At 66.2% G+C, this 19,168-nt stretch carries 15 protein-coding genes; 7 read left to right on the top strand and 8 right to left on the bottom strand.

The window, feature by feature from the left end; translation table 11 throughout:
- Window positions 1-21: 21 nt before the first annotated feature.
- From ACTXPP_RS10350 to ACTXPP_RS10340, 3 genes are all read right to left on the bottom strand, one after another.
- Window positions 22-729: an MgtC/SapB family protein gene (locus tag ACTXPP_RS10350; RefSeq protein ID WP_301494263.1), complete on the bottom strand. Its 708-nt coding sequence runs from the start codon at window positions 727-729 to the stop codon at window positions 22-24.
- A gap of 104 nt (window positions 730-833) precedes the next feature.
- Window positions 834-1,478: an HAD-IA family hydrolase gene (locus ACTXPP_RS10345; protein ID WP_301494265.1), complete on the bottom strand. Its 645-nt coding sequence runs from the start codon at window positions 1,476-1,478 to the stop codon at window positions 834-836.
- A 34-nt stretch (window positions 1,479-1,512) separates the two neighbouring features.
- Entirely contained in the window at window positions 1,513-2,523 is a 1,011-nt protein-coding gene (locus ACTXPP_RS10340) for a DUF368 domain-containing protein (protein WP_301494266.1), read from the bottom strand.
- A gap of 136 nt (window positions 2,524-2,659) precedes the next feature.
- Here ACTXPP_RS10340 and ACTXPP_RS10335 point away from each other — a divergent pair, with 136 nt between their 5' ends.
- The 3 genes from ACTXPP_RS10335 (at window position 2,660) to ACTXPP_RS10325 (ending at window position 7,641) form a co-directional block, all read left to right on the top strand.
- Window positions 2,660-3,784: an isocitrate/isopropylmalate family dehydrogenase gene (locus ACTXPP_RS10335; RefSeq protein ID WP_301494268.1), complete on the top strand. Its 1,125-nt coding sequence runs from the start codon at window positions 2,660-2,662 to the stop codon at window positions 3,782-3,784.
- An 83-nt stretch (window positions 3,785-3,867) separates the two neighbouring features.
- Entirely contained in the window at window positions 3,868-5,346 is a 1,479-nt protein-coding gene (gene rpsA, locus ACTXPP_RS10330; protein ID WP_301520298.1) for a 30S ribosomal protein S1, read from the top strand.
- Between the two features lie 252 nt (window positions 5,347-5,598).
- Window positions 5,599-7,641, top strand: coding sequence for a glucose PTS transporter subunit IIA (locus ACTXPP_RS10325; RefSeq protein WP_443342044.1), 2,043 nt, complete (start codon window positions 5,599-5,601; stop codon window positions 7,639-7,641).
- On the opposite strand, the gene ACTXPP_RS10320 is transcribed toward ACTXPP_RS10325, so the two are convergent.
- The 4 genes from ACTXPP_RS10320 to ACTXPP_RS10305 all read right to left on the bottom strand — a co-directional run bounded on the left by ACTXPP_RS10320 (window position 7,642) and on the right by ACTXPP_RS10305 (window position 13,001).
- Window positions 7,642-9,765, bottom strand: a complete 2,124-nt coding sequence (locus tag ACTXPP_RS10320; RefSeq protein ID WP_443342043.1) for a copper-translocating P-type ATPase — start codon at window positions 9,763-9,765, stop codon at window positions 7,642-7,644. It abuts the gene before it with no gap.
- 29 nt (window positions 9,766-9,794) lie between these two features.
- A complete protein-coding gene (locus ACTXPP_RS10315) occupies window positions 9,795-10,379 on the bottom strand; it encodes a YdhK family protein (RefSeq protein WP_301494274.1) in 585 nt (194 codons plus the stop codon).
- Window positions 10,380-10,674: 295 nt separating this feature from the next.
- Window positions 10,675-11,637, bottom strand: coding sequence for a MaoC/PaaZ C-terminal domain-containing protein (locus tag ACTXPP_RS10310; protein WP_301494276.1), 963 nt, complete (start codon window positions 11,635-11,637; stop codon window positions 10,675-10,677).
- 29 nt (window positions 11,638-11,666) lie between these two features.
- On the bottom strand, window positions 11,667-13,001 hold the full coding sequence (locus tag ACTXPP_RS10305; protein ID WP_301520297.1) for a 3-oxoacyl-ACP reductase: 1,335 nt from the start codon (window positions 12,999-13,001) through the stop codon (window positions 11,667-11,669).
- A gap of 201 nt (window positions 13,002-13,202) precedes the next feature.
- On the opposite strand from ACTXPP_RS10305, the gene ACTXPP_RS10300 reads away from it, so the two are divergent.
- Window positions 13,203-14,516, top strand: coding sequence for an acetyl-CoA C-acetyltransferase (locus ACTXPP_RS10300; RefSeq protein WP_301498916.1), 1,314 nt, complete (start codon window positions 13,203-13,205; stop codon window positions 14,514-14,516).
- Window positions 14,517-14,608: 92 nt separating this feature from the next.
- Here ACTXPP_RS10300 and ACTXPP_RS10295 read toward each other — a convergent pair whose 3' ends face one another.
- Window positions 14,609-15,901, bottom strand: coding sequence for a glycoside hydrolase family 183 protein (locus tag ACTXPP_RS10295; protein ID WP_443342041.1), 1,293 nt, complete (start codon window positions 15,899-15,901; stop codon window positions 14,609-14,611).
- Between the two features lie 49 nt (window positions 15,902-15,950).
- On the opposite strand from ACTXPP_RS10295, the gene ACTXPP_RS10290 reads away from it, so the two are divergent.
- The 3 genes from ACTXPP_RS10290 to uvrB are packed head-to-tail and all read left to right on the top strand — an operon-like array spanning window position 15,951 to window position 19,166.
- Window positions 15,951-16,382, top strand: coding sequence for a hypothetical protein (locus ACTXPP_RS10290; RefSeq protein ID WP_301494574.1), 432 nt, complete (start codon window positions 15,951-15,953; stop codon window positions 16,380-16,382).
- Between the two features lie 34 nt (window positions 16,383-16,416).
- Window positions 16,417-17,007: a dephospho-CoA kinase gene (coaE, locus tag ACTXPP_RS10285; protein WP_301494576.1), complete on the top strand. Its 591-nt coding sequence runs from the start codon at window positions 16,417-16,419 to the stop codon at window positions 17,005-17,007.
- Complete coding sequence (gene uvrB, locus ACTXPP_RS10280; protein ID WP_301494578.1) at window positions 17,007-19,166, top strand: excinuclease ABC subunit UvrB; 2,160 nt, start codon at window positions 17,007-17,009, stop codon at window positions 19,164-19,166. Before coaE ends, uvrB begins: the two co-directional genes overlap by 1 nt.
- The last annotated feature ends 2 nt before the right edge of the window (window positions 19,167-19,168 follow it).

Raw genomic sequence — 19,168 nt, 5'->3', positions numbered from 1 at the left:
ATGCCCGGTTGAGGTGTCCGGTCAGTCGTCGTCCTCCTGGGTCACCAGTTGGACACTCCGGACCCCGGAGATCGTGGACAGCTCGGCGACGAGATCGTTGGCGGACTGGCGGCCGCTCAGGCCGAGTTGCAGCGACGTCCGGCCATCCTGTGGCTCGCCCTGCTGGCCAGCTTCCTGCACGGACCAGCCGTGCGCGGTGGTCGTCGAGAGGATGCTGCGGAGCAGCCCGCGGCCGTCGTCGTAGGAGAGGATCATCTGGACCCTGGTGTCCCCTCCAGGCAGCGACCGGGAGAGCAGGCGAAGCCCGTAGGTGATCAGGAAGTGCAGGACCGTGACCACGATCGCCAGTAACCACAGGCCGGCACCGGCTGCGGTGCCGATCGCCGCTGTCTCCCACACGCTGGCGGCCGTGGTCAGGCCGCGAACGGTATTTCTGCGGGTCAGGATCAGACCGGCACCCAGAAAACCGATCCCGGAGACGATGCCGGCGGCGATACGGGACGGGTCGAAGCTGACCTGGGCCCCGAGGATGTCGCTGAACCCGTATTTGCCCACCAGGACGAACAGTGCGGACGCGGTCCCCACGATCGCCTGCGTACGTAGGCCTGCATTGCGTCCACGTAGCCGCCGCTCCAGTCCGATCAGCGTCGACAGCGCGAACGCCAGCAGGAGCAGGGCAATGTGCTCGACGCCCTGTCCCTCGAGTGTAACCAAAGCTAGGGCGGACATGCCGTCCAGGCTACGCCGCGCGGGCCCACCGGCGAGTCATCGTGCACCGGGCAGGATGGCACATAGCGCGGCGGAGGCGATGAGGTCAGCGGTGCAAAGCGGATCTACCGTATCCGCACCGAGAGCCCGCACGTAGCCACACTGACGGTGGCATGCGACAGATTCGGGACGATCTCGTCGGCGTCAGTGAGCTCGGTGGCATCGTGTGAGGTGGCCACGCCGAGCACCGTGGGGCCGGAGGCGCGACCCGCGAGGATCCCGGCCGGAGCGTCCTCAACCACAAGACAGTCGGACGGATCGACGCCGAGAGCTGCAGCGGCGGCGAGGTAACCCTGGGGGTCGGGCTTGCCGGCGGTGACGTCCTCGGCGATGACGAGGACGCGCGGGACGGGCAGTCCGGCAGCTCGAAGGCGGTTCTCCATCACCTCCCTGGCCCCGGAGGTCACCGCCGCCCAGCGGCTGGCGGGGAGCTGGTGGAGGATGTCGGCGACGGTGGGAAGGGTGATGACCCCGTCCAGGTCCCCGCGTTCCATGCGGTCGAGCTGTGCCAGGGCACCCCGAACCTCGGTCGCCGGGATGAGCTCGGCCAGTGTGTCCTCGGTGCGGCGGCCGTGGGAGATGGCCATGATGTGGTCGATGTCCAGGCCCCGCTGGGCGGCGAAGGCCGTCCAGACACGGGTGACGGCCGGTGTCGAATCGACCAGGGTGCCGTCGATGTCGAAGAGTATGGACTCGAACTGAGTGCGCATACGAGCCGATTCTACCGGGGTGTGCTTTCCGGGCCTATGCGTCGGAATCAGCCGCGGACTCAGCCTGCGCTGCGAGCCGCTTGCGCTTCATGACCTGTTCGATGATCACCATCGTGGCGACGACGGACGCACCGACCAGGAAGAGCAGGATCGCCGTACCGGTCTGCTCGCCGGGGGCCATCAGGGTGATAGCCTCCCCCTCCTCGCCTTCCTGCCAGGGCCACAGCGCCCGCAGTGAACCCAGCAGCAGGCCGGTCATGGTGAACAGGGTCAGGGTGCGGTGACGGGTGAGCAGCCACTCCATCACCCGGACGAACAGCACCAGACCGGTGATCGCACCGAGCATGAAGACCGCGATGAAGGTCAGGTCCAGGTCGCTGACGGCAGTCAGGGTCGCCGAGTAGATGCCGATGGCGTAGAGGAAGAAGGAACCGGAGACGCCGGGCAGGATCAGGGCGCACACCGCGACGGCGGCGGAGACGAAGACCAGCAGGAGGTTCGGGTTGCTGTTCTCCGAGGCGGAGAAACTCGTGGCGACGAAGGTGAAGATGCCACCGACGATGAACAGCGGAATGGCTACGGGCAGACGTCGGCGGAGGTCGGCGCGGTCGATCATCAGCAGCGGGACGACCACGGACACCGCGACCATGCCGAGGAAGAGAGCCTTCGCGGGGATCGGGTGGTCCTCGACGAAGCCACCGACGACTCCGGCCATGGTGAAGACCATGACGACGATGCCGATGCCGAGGGGAAGCAGCATGGTCCAGTCGACGGACTTGAGGCGCCGGACACCTTCAGGGCGGTCTTTCGGCAGCGCCTTGACCCCGTCGAGCAGGCGGTTGGCGTTGTAGAGGACGCGCTCGTAGGCGCCGGTCACCAGGGCGACGGTGCCGCCGGAGATGCCGGGCACCAGTTCGGCGGTACCGATGAGACCGCCGCGTACGGCATTGAGTACGACCGAGCCGGCGTTCAGCGGCGTCGGTTCGAACGCCGGCGGGCGCGCGCTGGGGGTGGCTTGGTTGTCACTGGTTGGGTTGTCGGTCACGGCGAATATCGTAGCGTCCCGACGGCTGGACGTGTGCAGTGGCGGCTGGAGTGTGTTGGGCTGCCAGGACATTGACAGGACACTGTGAGCGTAGGCACGGGGAGATACGGGTATATGCGGGGGATATAGTGGCCCCATGACGAACCTGGCTGGCGGCGAGAAAACACTGGTCCTGGGCTATTGGCCGGGTGAAGGCATCGGGCCGGAGATCATCCCGCCCACGGTGCGTGCGGTCGAGCTGGCCCTGGTTTGCGAGGGTGCCGGGAATATCAGTGTGCGGTGGGAGCCACTGCTGCTGGGGCTGGAGGCCTTCGAAGCCACCGGCGCGGTTCTGCCCGAGTCGACGTGGCAGACGGTGACCGGGTTGGACGGATGGATCCTGGGGCCACACGACAACGCCGCTTACCCGGAGGCGGCGCGCGCCCAGCAGAACCCCTCGGCGGCGTTGCGGGTGCGTGCGGACCTGTGGGCGAACATCCGTCCGGTGACGGGGCTGCCCGGGGCACCTGCCCCGGAGATGGACCTGGTGATCGTGCGGGAGAACACCGAGGGGATGTACGCCGACCGCAACATGTACGCCGGCTCCGGCGACATCATGGTCACCCCGGACGTGGCGCTGGCCATCGGTACGTTCACCCGCCACGGGGTGCGTCGGATCGTGGAGCGGGCAGGACGCATCGCTGCCGCACGTGGGGGAGTGCTCACCGTGGCGCACAAGGCCAATGTGTTGAGCCGCTCGTCCGGTATGTACGTCGAGGAGGCCGAGCGCATGGCGGCGCAGACCGGGGTTGAACTGCGCCCGGTGCACATCGACGCCCTGTGCGCTGACCTGGTGACGAACCCGGGGCGGCACCGCACGATCGTCGCGGAGAACATGTTCGGTGACATCCTGTCGGACCTGGCTGGTGCGCTCGGTGGGGCATTGGGGGCGGCCGGCAGTGTGAATGCAGGCGACTCCCTGGTGATGGCGCAGGCCGCCCACGGTTCGGCGCCAGATATCGCGGGGAAGGGGGTGGCGAACCCGGCCGGGGTGATGAACTCCTCGGCTCAGCTGCTGGACAGTCTCGGGTACGGGCGCGCGGCGGCTGCAATGTCGGATGCGGTGCGGGTTGCGCTGATCGAGGCACCTACCGCCGATGTGGCCGGAGTGGCAGGTGTTACTGGCGGAACAGAAGGTGACTCAGGGGCGACTGGGGCAGCTGGGGCAACCACGGCGACGTTCTCAGAAAGGGTATTTGCACAGCTCGGAGGGGTAGTGTAACGTCCAGTCCGTTAAGCGTCCATACGCGGGCGCGCGACACCCTGTCCATCTACGTAACTATCCGTTTCGGAGCACTTTCACCTATGCCCACCAACAACGTTCCTCAGGTTGCCGTCAACGACATCGGCACCGCTGAGGATTTCCTCGCCGCCATCGACCAGACCATCAAGTACTTCAACGATGGCGACATCGTCGAAGGTACCGTCGTCAAGGTTGATCACGACGAGGTCCTGCTGGATATCGGCTACAAGACGGAGGGTGTCATCCCCTCCCGCGAGCTGTCCATCAAGCACGATGTCGATCCCGGCGAGGTCGTCGAGGTCGGCGACGAGGTCGACGCCCTGGTCCTCACCAAGGAGGACAAGGAAGGCCGCCTGATCCTGTCCAAGAAGCGCGCTCAGTACGAGCGTGCCTGGGGCACCATCGAGCAGCTCAAGGAGAACGACGAGCCGGTCACCGGTACCGTCATCGAGGTCGTCAAGGGTGGTCTCATCCTGGACATCGGCCTGCGTGGCTTCCTGCCCGCCTCCCTCGTCGAGATGCGTCGCGTGCGCGATCTGCAGCCGTACATCGGCCAGGAGATCGAGGCCAAGATCATCGAGCTGGACAAGCAGCGCAACAACGTGGTCCTGTCCCGCCGGGCATGGCTCGAGCAGACCCAGTCCGAGGTCCGCTCCGAGTTCCTGCACCAGCTGCAGAAGGGCCAGGTCCGCAAGGGTGTCGTGTCCTCCATCGTCAACTTCGGCGCTTTCGTCGATCTCGGCGGTGTCGACGGCCTGGTGCACGTCTCCGAGCTGTCCTGGAAGCACATCGACCACCCGGGCGAGGTCGTCACCGTGGGCGACGAGGTCACCGTCGAGGTTCTCGACGTCGACCTGGACCGCGAGCGCGTGTCCCTGTCGCTGAAGGCCACCCAGGAGGATCCGTGGCGCGTCTTCGCCCGGACCCACGCGATCGGTCAGATCGTCCCGGGCAAGGTCACCAAGCTGGTTCCGTTCGGCGCCTTCGTCCGCGTCGAGGAGGGCATCGAGGGCCTGGTCCACATCTCCGAGTTGGCCGAGCGCCACGTCGAGGTTCCGGACCAGATCGTCACCGTCGGCCAGGAGCTCATGGTCAAGGTCATCGACATCGACCTCGAGCGTCGCCGGATCTCCCTGTCCCTGAAGCAGGCCGACGAGGACTTCGCCGAGGACTTCGACCCGTCCAAGTACGGCATGGCCGACTCCTACGACGAGCAGGGCAACTACATCTTCCCGGAGGGCTTCGACTCGGAGACCAACGAGTGGATGGAGGGCTTCGAGTCCCAGCAGCGTGAGTGGGAGGACCGCTACGCTGAGTCGGAGCGTCGCCACAAGATGCACGCCGCCCAGATCGAGCGCCACCGCGCCCAGGCCGCCGAGGCCGCCGAGGCCGGCGAGGCCGCCGACAACGGCAGCTACTCCTCCAGCAGCGAGGACAAGCCCGCCGAGGCTGCTGCTGCCGCTGAGGCCACCGACGACTCCGGTTCGCTGGCGTCCGACGAGCAGCTCAACGCCCTGCGCCAGAAGCTGGCCGGCAACTAAGCTGCAGCCTGTTCCGATGCTCCGGAACAACCCCTGAACAAGCCCCGAGGACTTCTGTCCCCGGGGCTTCTTCATGTCTGTTCCCCTCTGCATCCTTCTTTGCCCCTCTGCGTCTTCTCCTCGGTTTCCCCATGGTGGTGCCCCCGCAGGCCGATGTCGTCCTACCGGTTCAGAGCGTTTTCACCTTAAACTGGTTCACGCGACCGTCCCCACCGGGCGGCTTTGCCACACTGACTCAAGGTGGAATGCCACATGGTATCGAAAACGATTGAGACATCCCGGCACATCCTGCGGGAAATAGGAGGCGCGGACAACGTCGCCTCCTTCACCTACTGTGCGACGCGGCTCAGATTCGACGTTCACGACAAATCCAAGGTCGACATTGACGCCCTGGACGAGGACCCCAACGTCCTAGGCGTAGTGGAACAGGGGAGTACCGGCGTCCAGGTGGTGATGGGCGGTGGCGTCGCCGAGTTCTACAACGCCATCGTCAAGGAACCCGGGATGGGGGACGGGGAACGTAAGAGCTCGTCGAGTGGGAAGAAGGAGTACGGGGGAGTACGCGGCAAGTACGACTGGGTGAACTACTGCTTCGAGTTCCTCTCCGATACGTTCCGCCCGGTGCTGTGGGCCCTGCTGGGTGCCTCGCTGATCATCACCCTGCTGGTGCTGGCCGACACCTTCAACATGCAGGACTTCCGTGCGGACATGGCGGACCAGCCCAACGGCTACGTCCTGCTTCACGCCATGTGGCGCTCGGTGTTCTACTTCCTGCCGATCATGATCGGTGCCACCGCAGCCCGGAAGCTCGGCGCCAATGAGTGGGTCGGTGCCGCCATCCCGGCCGCCCTGCTGACCCCGGAGTTCCTGGAACTGGGCGAGGCAGGGGAGACGGTCGATGTCTTCGGCCTGCCACTGGTGCTCAACGACTACTCGTCCCAGGTCTTTCCGCCGCTGATCGCGGCGATCGGCCTGTTCTGGGTGGAGAAGGGGCTGAAGAAGCTCATCCCCAGTGCTGTGCAGATGGTCTTCGTCCCCTTCTTCTCACTGCTGATCATGATCCCGGCGACGGCTTTCCTGCTGGGGCCCTTCGGCATCGGCATCGGTAACGGAATCTCCGACTTCCTGCTGTGGCTCAACGGCATCTCACCGTTCATCCTGGCTATCATCGTGCCGATCATGTACCCGTTCCTGGTGCCGTTGGGTCTGCACTGGCCGCTGAACGCGATCATGGTGCAGAACCTCGCGACCCTCGGCTACGACTTCATCCAGGGGCCGATGGGTGCCTGGAACTTCGCCTGCTTCGGCGTTGTCGCCGGCGTGTTCTTCCTGTCCATCAGAGAGAAGAACAAGAGCATGCGTCAGGTGTCGCTGGGCGGTCTGATGGCCGGTCTGTTCGGCGGTATCTCAGAGCCATCGCTTTATGGTGTGCTGCTGCGATTCAAGAAGACCTACTTCCGCCTCCTGCCGGGCTGTGTCGTCGGTGGCGCGATCATCGGCTTCTTCGACGTGAAGGCGAACGCCTTCGTGTTCACCTCGCTGCTGACCTTCCCGGCGATGGACCCGTGGGGTGGCTACCTCATCGGCATCGGTGCGGCCTTCGCCACCTCGATGCTGCTGGTGCTCGTCTTCGACTACCGCGGCAAGGACGAGAAGGCCGAGGTTATGGCGCAACTCGAGGCGGAACGTGCCGAGGCCAATGCTGACGAGGACGCCCGGGTGGCTGCTGCCGGTACTACCGCCGGAGAAGCCGCCGGTGCCGTGGCCAGTGACAAGGCAGCCCTGCAACCGGGGGCGGTCACAGTGGTGACCTCTCCGGTGGTCGGTAAGGCCATTCCACTGTCGGACGTTCCGGATCCGGCGTTCGCTTCCGGGGCGCTCGGCAAGGGTGCTGGTATAGAGCCCACCGGGGACACGGTCGTGGCCCCGGCCGATGCCACCGTGCTGACGGTGCAGAAGACCGGTCATGCTGTCGGTCTGCGCCTGGACAGCGGCATTGAACTGCTCATCCACATCGGTATCGACACCGTGAAGATGGACGGTGACGGCTTCGAGGTCCTCGTCGAGCGCAAACAGAAGGTGGAGGCGGGAACCGAGTTGATTCGTTTCGACCGGAAGAAGATCGAGGCCGCAGGGTACTCGGCGGTGACCCCGGTCGTGGTCGTCAATACCCGGAAGTTCGCCGAGGTAGAGGGGATCCCTGCCCCGATTGCCGCCGTCGGCGATGATCTCATCACGGTTACTGCGAAACCCGCGGAGACTCCGGATGCCGCAGCGACCGCAGCCACCGGGTAATCAGCGTTGAGTAGCCACACTGTCCGGTGACAGGTCGAGCCTGCGCAGCAATTGTGCGTTCAGGGCGACGACCACCGTGGAGGCGGACATCAGCACCGCCCCCACGCTCATCGGCAGGATGACACCGACCGGGGCGAGGATACCCGCCGCCAAGGGAACGGACACCAGATTGTAGCCCGCGGCCCACCACAGGTTCTGCGTCATCTTCCGGTAGGTCGCCCGGGACAGTTCGATCACCGAGAGCACGGCGCGCGGATCGGAGCTTGCGAGGATCACCCCGGCCGATCCGATCGCCACGTCCGTGCCGGCACCGATGGCGATGCCGACGTCCGACTGGGCCAGCGCCGGGGCATCGTTGACCCCGTCGCCGACCATGGCGACACGACGTCCGGCGTCCTGCAGTTCAGACACCTTCGCTGCCTTGTCCTCCGGGCGGACCCCAGCAAAGACCCGGTCGATGCCGAGCTCCTCCGCGACTGTCTCCGCGACTGCCGGGGCATCCCCGGTGATCATCATGACCTGGACATCGCGGGCGTGCAGCGCATCGACGGCATCCCGGGATTCAGGACGCACCGCGTCGGCGAGTCGGAGCGCACCGATGACGACACCGTCCGCGAGGACGTGGAGGATGATCGCGCCCTGCTCCCGCCACGAGTCAGCGACGGGCAGCTCGTGGACGTCGTGCTGCTCCAACAGGTATGGTCCACCGACTTCGATGGTCGTCCCGTCGACCTCGGCCTTCACGCCGACAGCAGGGGAGGAGGAGAAGTTCGAGGACGTCAGCACATCCAGCTCCCGGTCCGCTGCGGCTTTGACGATGGCACGGGCAAGTGGGTGCTCACTGTCGGATTCCGCGGCTGCTGCGAGTGCGAGGATCTCGTCCTTGCCGACGTCTCCGTTCGGCTCGATGGCGGTGACCGTAGGTTCACCCTTGGTGAGCGTTCCCGTCTTGTCGAAAACGACGGTGTCCACGGTGCGCATGGACTCCAGGGCCAGACGGTCCTTGACCAGCACACCCGCGCGGGCGGCGCGTTCGGTGGCGATCGATACGACGAGGGGGATCGCCAGCCCGAGGGCATGGGGGCAGGCGATGACCAGGACGGTGATGGTGCGGACAACGGCGTCCTCGGGCACGCCGACCAGCGTCCACACCACCGCGGTGATGAGCGCTGCGCCGAGTGCGAACCAGAACAGCCAGGCTGCGGCGGTATCGGCGATGCGCTGGGCGCGGGACGAGGAATTCTGGGCGTCCGACACCAGCTTCTGGATACCCGCGAGCGCGGTGTCGTCGCCGACGGCGGTGATCCGCACCCGTACCCCGGAATCGGTGGCGATGGTGCCGGCGACGACATGGTCATCGACGTCGCGGTGCACGGTGCGGGATTCGCCGGTGACCATCGATTCATCCATCGAGGCCGAGCCGTCGACGATGGTGCCGTCGGCGGGGATCGTGGCACCCGGACGGACCAGGACGATATCCTCCAACTCAAGCTCCGCGGGGGAGACCGTCACAGTGGTCTCCCCGGTGACCTTTACGGCTTCATCCGGGAGGAGGGCGGCCAGTGAATCGAGAGCGGAGGAGGTCTGGGCCAGGGAACGCATCTCGATCCAGTGACCCAGGAGCATGATCACGACCAGCAGGGCGAGCTCCCACCAGAAGTCGAGTTCGTGACTGAGAATGCCCAGGCTCGCACCCCAGGAGGAGATGAAGGCCACGGTGATGGCCATGCCGATGAGCAGCATCATCCCCGGCTTCCGGTCGCGGATCTCATCGACCGCGCCGGTGAGGAATGGCCGGCCGCCCCAGAGATACATGACGGTGCCGAGGGCCGGGGAGATCCACCCGATGACCTCGGTATCCGGCAGTTCGTAGCCGATGAGCTCGGCGAACATGTCATTGAAGACGACTACCGGGACGGCGATGACGAGCATGATCCAGAACAGGCGCCGGAACTGGGCGACATGGCCGGCGTGACCGCCGTGACCTGCGTGACCTGTGTGATCCTTATGTCCACCGTGGTCGTCGTGACCCGTGTGATTCTGATGGCCACCGTGATCCATGTGGTCATGGTTCATGTGATCGTGGTCCATATGCTCGTGGCCGGCGTGCGTGTCGTGCTCCATAATCCTGTTCTACCTTCCTTCTCCCGCGACTACTCGGCGGGGGAGATCTCGCTTTCCACGACCCACTTGTGGTTGATCATGGTCATTCCGTCCATCTCGACATCCACCATGTACACCGTCTCCTCCGTGGAGCTGTCGATCGTGGCCTCGGCGCCGTCCATGCCGGCCATGTGTTCAGCGTTGATGGTGGCGGTGTCGCCGTCGGAAAGGCGGTCCTCGCCGACTCCGTCGAGTTCCTCCTGGACCACCCACTTGTGGTCCTCCACCCGGGCGCTGCCATCGGTCGGGTCGTAGCTGACCGAGTAGGTGTAGGTGTCGAAGGCGCCGGTGATTGTCGCGGTCGCGCCGTCCATACCGGGCATGTGGTCAGCGGACAGGACAACCTCCGTGCCCACCGGGAACTCCGGGTCGGATACTTCGGTAATGCCCTCGGGTGGCGGACCGCCGTCGGCCGGATGGTCCATGTCCCCGTGGTCCCCGTGGTCCCCGGTCGTCTCGTGTGCCCCGTGGTCCTCGTGTGAGGTGTCGGAATCCTCGTCCGAGGAGCAGGCGGTGAGGGTGAGAGTGCTGGCGATGGCCCCTGCGGCCAGGGCGCCGAAGAGTCGCTTGCGCATGGTGGTGTCCTTTCCGGTGTCGCGTATCTGTATACCCCCTCGGAGTATACCGACGTGCGCTGGGTGCCACCCCTGATCGAGGGGGGGCACAGCGCGGGAGGTTTCGGTTCCGGGGGGTGCAAGAGGAGCAAAAAACCACGACCCAGAACCGAAAACTCGTTGACTCGTCCATCCCGCACATACAGCAACCCCGCTGGTCACCTCGAGTTACTCAAGTGACCAGCGGGGTTGTTACGCAGCGTCGCTGTGCGACAAGCTACGCGGCATCGTTAAGCGAGGCCCCGTGCGGCGATGCCTACATCGGCGACACCTCGGCGATGGCGTGCAGTGTCTCCAGCTTGGAGGCCTTGCGCAGCTGCACCGACCAGGTGCCGGACTGGCTACCGGCGTTGTCCGGGGTCTGTGCAGAGAAGAAGGCGACCTTCGTCGGCAGCACGACCGGCTTGGCGAACTCGACGGCGAAGCGTCCGGCGGCAGGGAGGTGGCCCTCCAGGTTGCCGAGGATCTTCGCTGCCGACCACATGCCGTGGGCGATGGTCGCCGGGAAACCGAAGGCCTTCGCGCCCAGGCCGGACACGTGGATCGGGTTCTTGTCGCCTGAGGCGTCTGCGTAGGCCTTGATGACCGATTGGTCGGCGGACCAGGTGGCCGTCGGGGTCGGGTCCGCGGGGATCTCCGGACGCTCGAAGAGGTTGCCGGTGTCCTCCTCACGCTCGGCGACGGTGGCGTCGGCCGAGGAGGACAGCTTGGCGCCCTTGGCGAGGAAGCCGGAGGTCTGGGTCCACACCGGGGCGTCGGACGCAGTGTCCTCTCCGTCCCCACCATCGACGAAGATCTCGGTGACCATGTCGATCAGCAGGCCCTTGCGGTGCTTGCGCAGGTTCGTCGCGTGGGTGCGGATCCGCAGCTCATCGTCGACGGTCAGCGGGCGGGTCTGCTCGATGACGTTGGTCAGGTGCACCGCGCCGACGGCGTTGAAGGGGAAGTCCGGGGTGGACATCACCTTCATGGCCAGCGGGAAGGACAGGACGTACGGGTAGGTGTACGGCAGCTCGTTGCCCAGCCGCTGGTCCGTGGCGGCGGTGAAGGCCGCGAGGTGGGCGATGTCGACCTTCACACCCGAGACCTCGAAACCGGTGGCCGGATCGGTCTTCGCCGAACGCTTCGCACCGATCACCGGGGCCAGGTCCTTCGCGGCACCCTTGTACTCGGTCATCAGATCCGGGATGGAGGAGAGTTCCTTGTAGGTGACAGTCATGGTGGACTCCTTCTGGTCAGGTGCGAGGCTTAGGCGCCCAGCAGGTTCTGGCCGCAGACGCGGACGGTGTTGCCGGTGACGGCATTGGAGGCGTTGCCGGCGAAGAAGGCGATGGTCTCGGCGACGTCGACGGTCTGGCCACCCTGTGCCAGGGAGTTCAGGCGACGACCGACCTCACGGGTACCGAACGGCATCGCGTCGGTCATCGCGGTCTCGATGAAGCCGGGGGCCACGGCGTTGACGGTGATGCCCTTGTCAGCCAGCTCGACGGACAGGGAGTCGACCAGGCCCACGACGCCGGCCTTGGTGGTGGCGTAGTTGGTCTGGCCACGGTTACCGGAGATACCGGCCATCGAGGACACACCCACCACGCGACCGCCGTCGGCGAGGCCACCGTTGGCCAGCAGGGCCTCGGTGATACGCACCGGGGCGACGAGGTTGATGTTCTGGACCATGTTCCAGCGGCCCTCGTCCATGTTGGCGAGCAGCTTGTCGCGGGTGACACCGGCGTTGTGGACGATGATGTCGATCTGGCCGCCGTGGCGCTGCTCGGCGTGCTCCTTGATCTTGTCGGCAGCGTCAGCGGCGGTGACGTCCAGCGGCAGGGCGGAACCCTTGACCTTGTTGGCGGTGTCGGCGAGGCCCTCACCAGCGGCGGGGATGTCGACGCAGACGACCTTCGCACCGTCACGGGCCAGCACCTCGGCGATGGTGGCGCCGATGCCACGGGCGGCACCGGTGACCACGGCGATCTTGCCGGCCAGCGGCTCGTCCCAGGACTCCGGGGCGTCCGAGGTGCCGGCGGTGACGCGGATGACCTGGGCGTCGACGAAGGCGGACTTGCCGGACAGCAGGAAGCGCAGCGTGGACTCGGTGCCGGAGAGGTCCTCCCCGATTTCGGGGGCGACGTAGACCAGCTGGGCGGTCGCGCCGCGACGCAGCTCCTTGGCGATGGAGCGGGTGAAGCCCTCCAGGGAACGCTGGACGATGTGCTCGTCGCGGTCCTCCACCAGTTCGGGGGTGGTGCCGATGACGATGATGCGGGCGGAGGGCAGCAGCTTGCGCATCTGCGGGTTGAAGAAGTCGTAGAGCTGGTGCAGGTCCTCGGGCCTGGTGATGCCGGTGGCATCGAAGACCAGGGCGGCGCGCTTGGCGTCGGTACCAGCATCGATGAACTGGTAGTCACCGGTCAGCAGCGGCTCGATGCCGGCGGCGACGCGGCCGGCGCCACCCAGGACGACCGGGCCGTCCAGGGCGGGCTCGCCCTTCTTGTAGCGGCGCAGCTTCTCACCCTGCGGAACACCGAGCTTGCCTGCCAGGCCGGAGTTGACGACCTGGTCGAGCAGGCCCTTGTTGGAAGACAATGTAGTGATCTCCTTGTGTCGTGGATGTGTCGTAGATCCGTTATTCGAAAGCGTACCCTGCGGCCGCTCGAACAATGTATGTTCTCATTCGTACCCTAGTGTGTGACGCGGTACCATGTCAGGTAAAACCGTGACGCGGACTACATAACCGGCATCGCGGTCCCCGAACACACGACAACGACGATGGAGATACATCCCGCCATGACTTCCACCCCGCGCAAGGTCGCCATCCTCGGCGGCAACCGCACCCCCTTCGCCCGCTCGAACAAGGAGTTCTCGAGCGCCTCGAACCAGGACATGCTGACCGCCGTCATCGACGGTCTCGTGGCCCGCTTCGGACTGCAGGACGAGCAGCTCGGCCTGGTCGTCGCCGGCGCCGTGCTCAAACACGCCCGTGACTTCAACATGACCCGCGAGGTCGTCCTCGGCTCCGCGCTGGACTCCCAGACCCCGGCCTTCGACCTGCAGCAGGCCTGCGGCACCGGCCTGGCTGCCGCCGTACAGGTCGCCGACGCGATCGCCCTGGGCCGCATCGACTCCGGCATCGCCGGCGGTACCGACACCACCTCGGACGCCCCGTTGGCCGTCAACGACGAGCTGCGCAAGACCCTGATCAAGGTCAACAACGCCAAGTCCACCGGTGAGATGGTCAAGCTGCTGGGCACCGTCCGTCCGTCCCAGATCGCCCCGGAGCAGCCGCAGAACGGTGAGCCCCGCACCGGGCTGTCCATGGGTGACCACGCCGCCATCACCGCCCGTGAGCTCGGCGTCTCCCGTGAGGACCAGGACCAGCTGGCCGTCGAGTCCCACCAGAAGCTGGCCGCCGCCTACGACGCCGGCTTCTTCGATGACCTGGTCACCCCGTTCCTCGGCGTGCAGCGCGACACCAACCTGCGCCCGGACTCGAACGTGGAGAAGCTGTCCACCCTCAAGCCTGTCTTCGGCAAGAAGGACGCCGCCGCCCACGGCACCCAGGCCACCATGACCGCCGGTAACTCCACCCCGCTGACCGATGGTGCGTCCGCCGTGCTGCTGGGCACCGAGGAGTGGGCCGCCGAGCACAACCTCCCGGTCCGTGCCTACCTGGTCGACTCCGAGACCGCCTCGGTCGACTTCCTGCACGGCCACGACGGCCTGACCCCGGACGGCCTGCTGATGTCCCCGACCTACGCTGTCCCGCGTCTGCTGGAGCGTAACGGGCTGACCCTGCAGGACTTCGACTTCTACGAGATCCACGAGGCCTTCGCTTCCCAGACCCTGGCCACCCTGCAGGCCTGGGAGTCCGAGGAGTACTGCCGCGAGCGTCTCGGCCTGGATGCCCCGCTGGGCTCCATCGACCGCGCGAAGCTGAACGTCAAGGGTTCCTCCCTGGCCGCCGGCCACCCCTTCGCCGCCACCGGTGGACGTATCCTCGCCACCGCCGCGAAGACCCTCGAGGAGAACGGCGGCGGCCGTACCCTGATCTCCATCTGCGCTGCAGGTGGCCTGGGCATCACCGCCATCGTCGAGCGCTAGTCGAGCGCTAGTCCGGCTTCACGAACGACCCCACGGGGAGGAAACGCACTGTTTCCCCGTGGGGTCGTTGTCGTCGGAGGGCCGCTGGACGGTTATCCGAGCACCGCGTCCAGGTCGGTGCGGAGCATGGCGGTGTTGTAGCCAGACCAGGTGGTCGCGACGAAATAGAGCTTCCCATCGTCCTCGGGCGCCTGGTGCGGCAGCATGAACGCGCCGTAGGCGTCGGGTACCTGCAGCTTCGAGATCACCGTACGCTTCGGTCCCCAGGGGCCGGTGGGGTAGGCGGACTCGCGCAGGACGATCCCCTCCGTGGATTCGTACATCGCGAGCCAGCTGCCGCGGTGTTCGTTGTACTGCACGGACAGTTCTGACACCCGTCCGTCGATGACGACGGCCGCCTGCGACGGGGCATCGGTCCAGGAGGCGCCGTCCCAGTATCCGGCCTTCGACCAGTCGGGGAAGTTCTCCGGGGTGAAGCGGGCCAGACGCGCAGATCCGTCGCGGCCATTGGGGGTCCCGTAGACGTAGACATGATCGTCCGCCTGTGACGCCGGGTTCTTCGCCATGGCGGTCATCTGGAAGTTCTGGTCGCCAGAGCGGTGTGCGGGAAGCTGGGGCAGCCGGGGGTCTGTCGAGGGTGAGCTGTTCGTGCGGGTGGATTCGTCGACGGGGGTGAAGGTGCGGCCACCGTCCTCTGAGACCACGGTCTGGGCGTAGTTCGTGGTCCACTGACCTGCCTGTCCCCAGGACCGTACGGACATGAAGTCGACGTACTGGTGCCCACCGACCTCGATACCGGAGGTCGGGATCTTCGTGTGCTCCACGCCGGGTACCTTCAGCGAACGGGGGAGGAACTCACCGGATGTCTGCCCGTTAGCGGTGCCGTCGATGAGGAGTCCGTCGGTGGGGTCGGTGTCCCGTGAGCTGAACAGCGCATTGGAGTGCCAGCCATTGCTGCTGGTCTCACAGGTGAAGCTGTCGCCGAAGGCGATCAGGGTAGTTCCGTTTCCGGCATCCCACATGAAGCCGAGATCGGTCGAGGCCAGGCCGAGTGCCGCTGTGTTGTCGGGGCTGTTCGGGCCGGTCACCATGTACATCGACTCGGTCGGTCCGGACAGTGAAGGCAGGTCGAAGGGGGTCCCATTGGACCAGGACGGTCCCACAGACCCGAGCGCCTGGGAGCTTCCGGAGGTGGAGGACCCCGGTAGTGACCCGGTTCCGGAACTCAACAGGGCGGCGGCGCGGTCGATCTGGCCGGGCGGGTAGCTGTCGCACGGGGCGGCGTGGGCGGTGCCGGGGCCGTGGCCGGCCACGGTCAGTACCGTACCGAGGACGGCGGCGGCGAGTACTGATGCGGTGACACTGCGCGCAGGGATGGGGTTCAAGGGGGACTCCTCATGTGAAGTGTTGTCGATATCAGTATAGTTCAACCGCATGAACACAACCCGGTACGGTATCGCGGCCATGCTGACGGCCGGTGCGCTGCTCGCACCAGCCGCCCTGGCAGATGCGGCAGAGGACACAGCTACTGCCGACACCACTGAAACGGTCCCCGATCTTCCGGAGCTGCAGGGGGTGGACGGCTCCGCCGGAAGCCTGCTGAACAACAATCTCGGCACGGGTGACCAGTTGTTCTGTGCCGAACTGGGTGCACAGCTTGCAGAGCTGTCGGAACAGTGGAACATGCACCGCATCGCCCATGAGGTCGCTGTGGGCGACGGGGATGACGCAGCGGCCGCCGCCGCGCGTGCGGCAGCGAACACGGTGCGGTTGGTGTTCACCAACGCCAACGCGGCTAACCTGCAGTGCCTCACTGCCGCACATGCTGCCCTGACCTCGTCACCGTCCGGATCCTTTGCTGCATAGCCCCTGACCGCACCGTCCGACTAGTCTGGGGGCCATGCGCATTATCGGTCTGACAGGTGGAATCGGTTCCGGCAAGACAACGGTGGCCGAGCGGCTGCGGCAGAAGGGGGCGTTCGTCGTGGACGCCGACAAGGTCGCCCGTGAGGTCGTGGAGCCCGGCCAGCCGGCACTGGCTGAACTCGCCGAGGCCTTCGACGGGGTGATCACCGCCGAGGGCGTCCTCGACCGTGCGGAACTTGCCCGGCAGGCCTTCGCCACCCCGGAAGCCACCCAGCAGCTCAACAACATCACCCACCCGCGGATCCGGGAACGCACCGACGAACTCTTCGCCACCGCCCGTGAGGAGGGACGCGAGGTCGTCGTCTACGACATGCCTCTGCTCATCGAGAACGGGGAGACCGAGACTGTCGACACCGTGCTGGTCGTCGACACCCCCGACGAGACCCGCGTGAGCCGTCTCGTCGATTCCCGTGGACTGGACGAGGACGACGCCCGCCGTCGCATCGCCGCCCAGATCGACCGTGACACCCGCCTCGCCGCCGCAGATGTGGTGCTGGACAACTCCGGCGACGTCGAGGCACTCATCGACCAGGTCGACCGCTTCTGGGAGCAGGTGCAGGCGTAATGGCCTTCGCCGCAGAACATCCCGTCCTCTCCGAGTCCGAGTTTCGCCCGGTCGGCGAGGTCGAGCGCTCCGATGACCGCTTCGAGGTCGTCAGTGACTATGAACCAGCCGGTGACCAACCAGCGGCGATCAAGGAGCTCGACGAACGCCTCAACCGGGGTGAGCGCGACATCGTCCTGATGGGTGCCACCGGTACAGGTAAGTCGGCCACCGCCGCCTGGCTGATCGAGCAGCAGCAGCGTCCCACCCTGGTCATGGCCCCGAACAAGACGCTGGCCGCCCAGCTCGCCAATGAGCTGCGCAGCCTGCTGCCGAACAACGCCGTCGAGTACTTCGTCAGCTACTACGACTACTACCAGCCCGAGGCGTACATCGCGCAGACGGACACCTACATCGAGAAGGACTCCTCGATCAACGACGACGTGGAGCGCCTGCGCCACTCCGCGACGTCCAACCTGCTGTCCCGGCGGGATGTGGTGGTCGTGTCCTCGGTGTCCTGTATCTACGGCCTGGGTACCCCGCAGTCCTACCTCGACCGGTCGGTGGTGCTGAAGGTCGGGGAAGAGGTCGAACGCGACCGTTTCCTGCGGCTGCTCGTCGACATCCAGTACGACCGCAACGACGTCTCCTTCACCCGTGGTGCCTTCCGCGTCAAGGGGGACGTTGTCGACATCATCCCCGCCTACGAGGAACTGGCGGTGCGCGTCGAGTTCTTCGGCGACGAGATCGACAGTCTCTTCTACATCCACCCGCTGACCGGGGACGTCCTGCGCGAGGTCGAGGAGATCCGGATCTTCCCGGCCACCCACTACGTCGCCGGTCCGGAGCGCATGGAGAAGGCGATGGACGACATTCGCGAGGAGCTGGAGCACCGCGTCGCCGACCTGGAGAACCGCGGCAAGCTGCTGGAGGCCCAGCGGCTGCGGATGCGCACCGAGTACGACCTGGAGATGATCCAGCAGGTCGGCTACTGCTCCGGTATCGAGAACTACTCCCGCCACGTCGACCAGCGTGAAGCCGGCTCCGCTCCGGCCACCCTGATCGACTACTTCCCGGACGACTACCTGACGATCATCGACGAGTCTCACGTGACCGTCCCGCAGATCGGCGGCATGTTCGAGGGCGACATGTCCCGCAAGCGTAACCTGGTCGACTTCGGATTCCGGCTGCCCAGCGCTCTGGACAACCGACCGCTGACCTGGGAGGAGTTCGACGACCGCAAGGGTCAGGCGGTGTACATGTCCGCCACCCCCGGCGACTACGAGATGGCCGCGGCCGGCGGCGAGTTCGTGGAGCAGGTGATCCGCCCCACCGGGCTGGTCGACCCGCAGGTCGAGGTGCGTCCCACCGAGGGGCAGATCGACGACCTCATCGAGCAGATCCGGCAGCGGGTCGAGAAGCAGGAGCGTGTGCTGGTCACCACGCTCACCAAACGGATGGCCGAGGATCTCACCGACTACCTGCTGGAGCACGGGGTGCGGGTGCGCTACATGCACTCCGACATCGACACGTTGAAGCGTGTGGAACTACTGCGCCAGTTGCGCCTGGGCGAGTATGACGTACTCGTCGGCATCAACCTGCTGCGTGAGGGCCTCGATCTGCCCGAGGTGTCGCTGGTGGCGATCCTCGACGCGGACAAGGAGGGCTTCCTGCGCTCGGAGCGTTCGCTGGTGCAGACCATCGGACGTGCCGCCCGAAACGTCTCCGGCGAGGTGATCATGTACGCCGACAAGGTCACCGACTCGATGCAGTACGCCATCGACGAGACCGAGCGCCGCCGTGCCAAGCAGATCGCCTACAACGAGGAACACGGTATCGACCCGCAGCCGCTGCGGAAGGCCATCGCCGACATCCTCGACCAGGTCTACGAGAACCGCGCGGAGGGTGACAGTGCAGGGGGCGCTGGTGGAGAGGACGCTGCGGCCTCCGGCTTCGGCGCGGACGTCAACGTCGCCGAGGGTGCGTCCGGCGCGTCCGCGGTCACCGGACAGGACACCGGGGAGGTGGCGCGTCCGCAGCTGGAGAAGCTCATCGCCGACCTGACGTCCCAGATGCAGGACGCGGCCCGTGAGTTGAAGTTCGAGCTCGCCGGACGGCTCCGCGACGAGATCGCGGACCTGAAGAAGGAACTGCGAGGGATGATCGAGGCGGGCCTCTAGGT

The organism is Candidatus Corynebacterium faecigallinarum (genome assembly GCF_052264515.1).
Taxonomy (GTDB): Bacteria; Actinomycetota; Actinomycetes; order Mycobacteriales; family Mycobacteriaceae; genus Corynebacterium; species Corynebacterium faecigallinarum.
The sequence above is the reverse complement of the archived record's forward strand: the minus strand, read 5'-3'. Positions and strand labels throughout refer to the sequence as shown.

Coding starts and splice junctions, on each gene's coding strand:
- ACTXPP_RS10290 (WP_301494574.1), top strand. CDS start 15,951: ATGAACACAACCCGGTACGGTATCGCGGCCATGCTGACGGCCGGTGCG.
- ACTXPP_RS10320 (WP_443342043.1), bottom strand. CDS start 9,765: ATGGAGCACGACACGCACGCCGGCCACGAGCATATGGACCACGATCAC.
- ACTXPP_RS10335 (WP_301494268.1), top strand. CDS start 2,660: ATGACGAACCTGGCTGGCGGCGAGAAAACACTGGTCCTGGGCTATTGG.
- ACTXPP_RS10345 (WP_301494265.1), bottom strand. CDS start 1,478: ATGCGCACTCAGTTCGAGTCCATACTCTTCGACATCGACGGCACCCTG.
- uvrB (WP_301494578.1), top strand. CDS start 17,007: ATGGCCTTCGCCGCAGAACATCCCGTCCTCTCCGAGTCCGAGTTTCGC.
- ACTXPP_RS10350 (WP_301494263.1), bottom strand. CDS start 729: ATGTCCGCCCTAGCTTTGGTTACACTCGAGGGACAGGGCGTCGAGCAC.
- rpsA (WP_301520298.1), top strand. CDS start 3,868: ATGCCCACCAACAACGTTCCTCAGGTTGCCGTCAACGACATCGGCACC.
- ACTXPP_RS10315 (WP_301494274.1), bottom strand. CDS start 10,379: ATGCGCAAGCGACTCTTCGGCGCCCTGGCCGCAGGGGCCATCGCCAGC.
- ACTXPP_RS10310 (WP_301494276.1), bottom strand. CDS start 11,637: ATGACTGTCACCTACAAGGAACTCTCCTCCATCCCGGATCTGATGACC.
- coaE (WP_301494576.1), top strand. CDS start 16,417: ATGCGCATTATCGGTCTGACAGGTGGAATCGGTTCCGGCAAGACAACG.
- ACTXPP_RS10300 (WP_301498916.1), top strand. CDS start 13,203: ATGACTTCCACCCCGCGCAAGGTCGCCATCCTCGGCGGCAACCGCACC.
- ACTXPP_RS10325 (WP_443342044.1), top strand. CDS start 5,599: ATGGTATCGAAAACGATTGAGACATCCCGGCACATCCTGCGGGAAATA.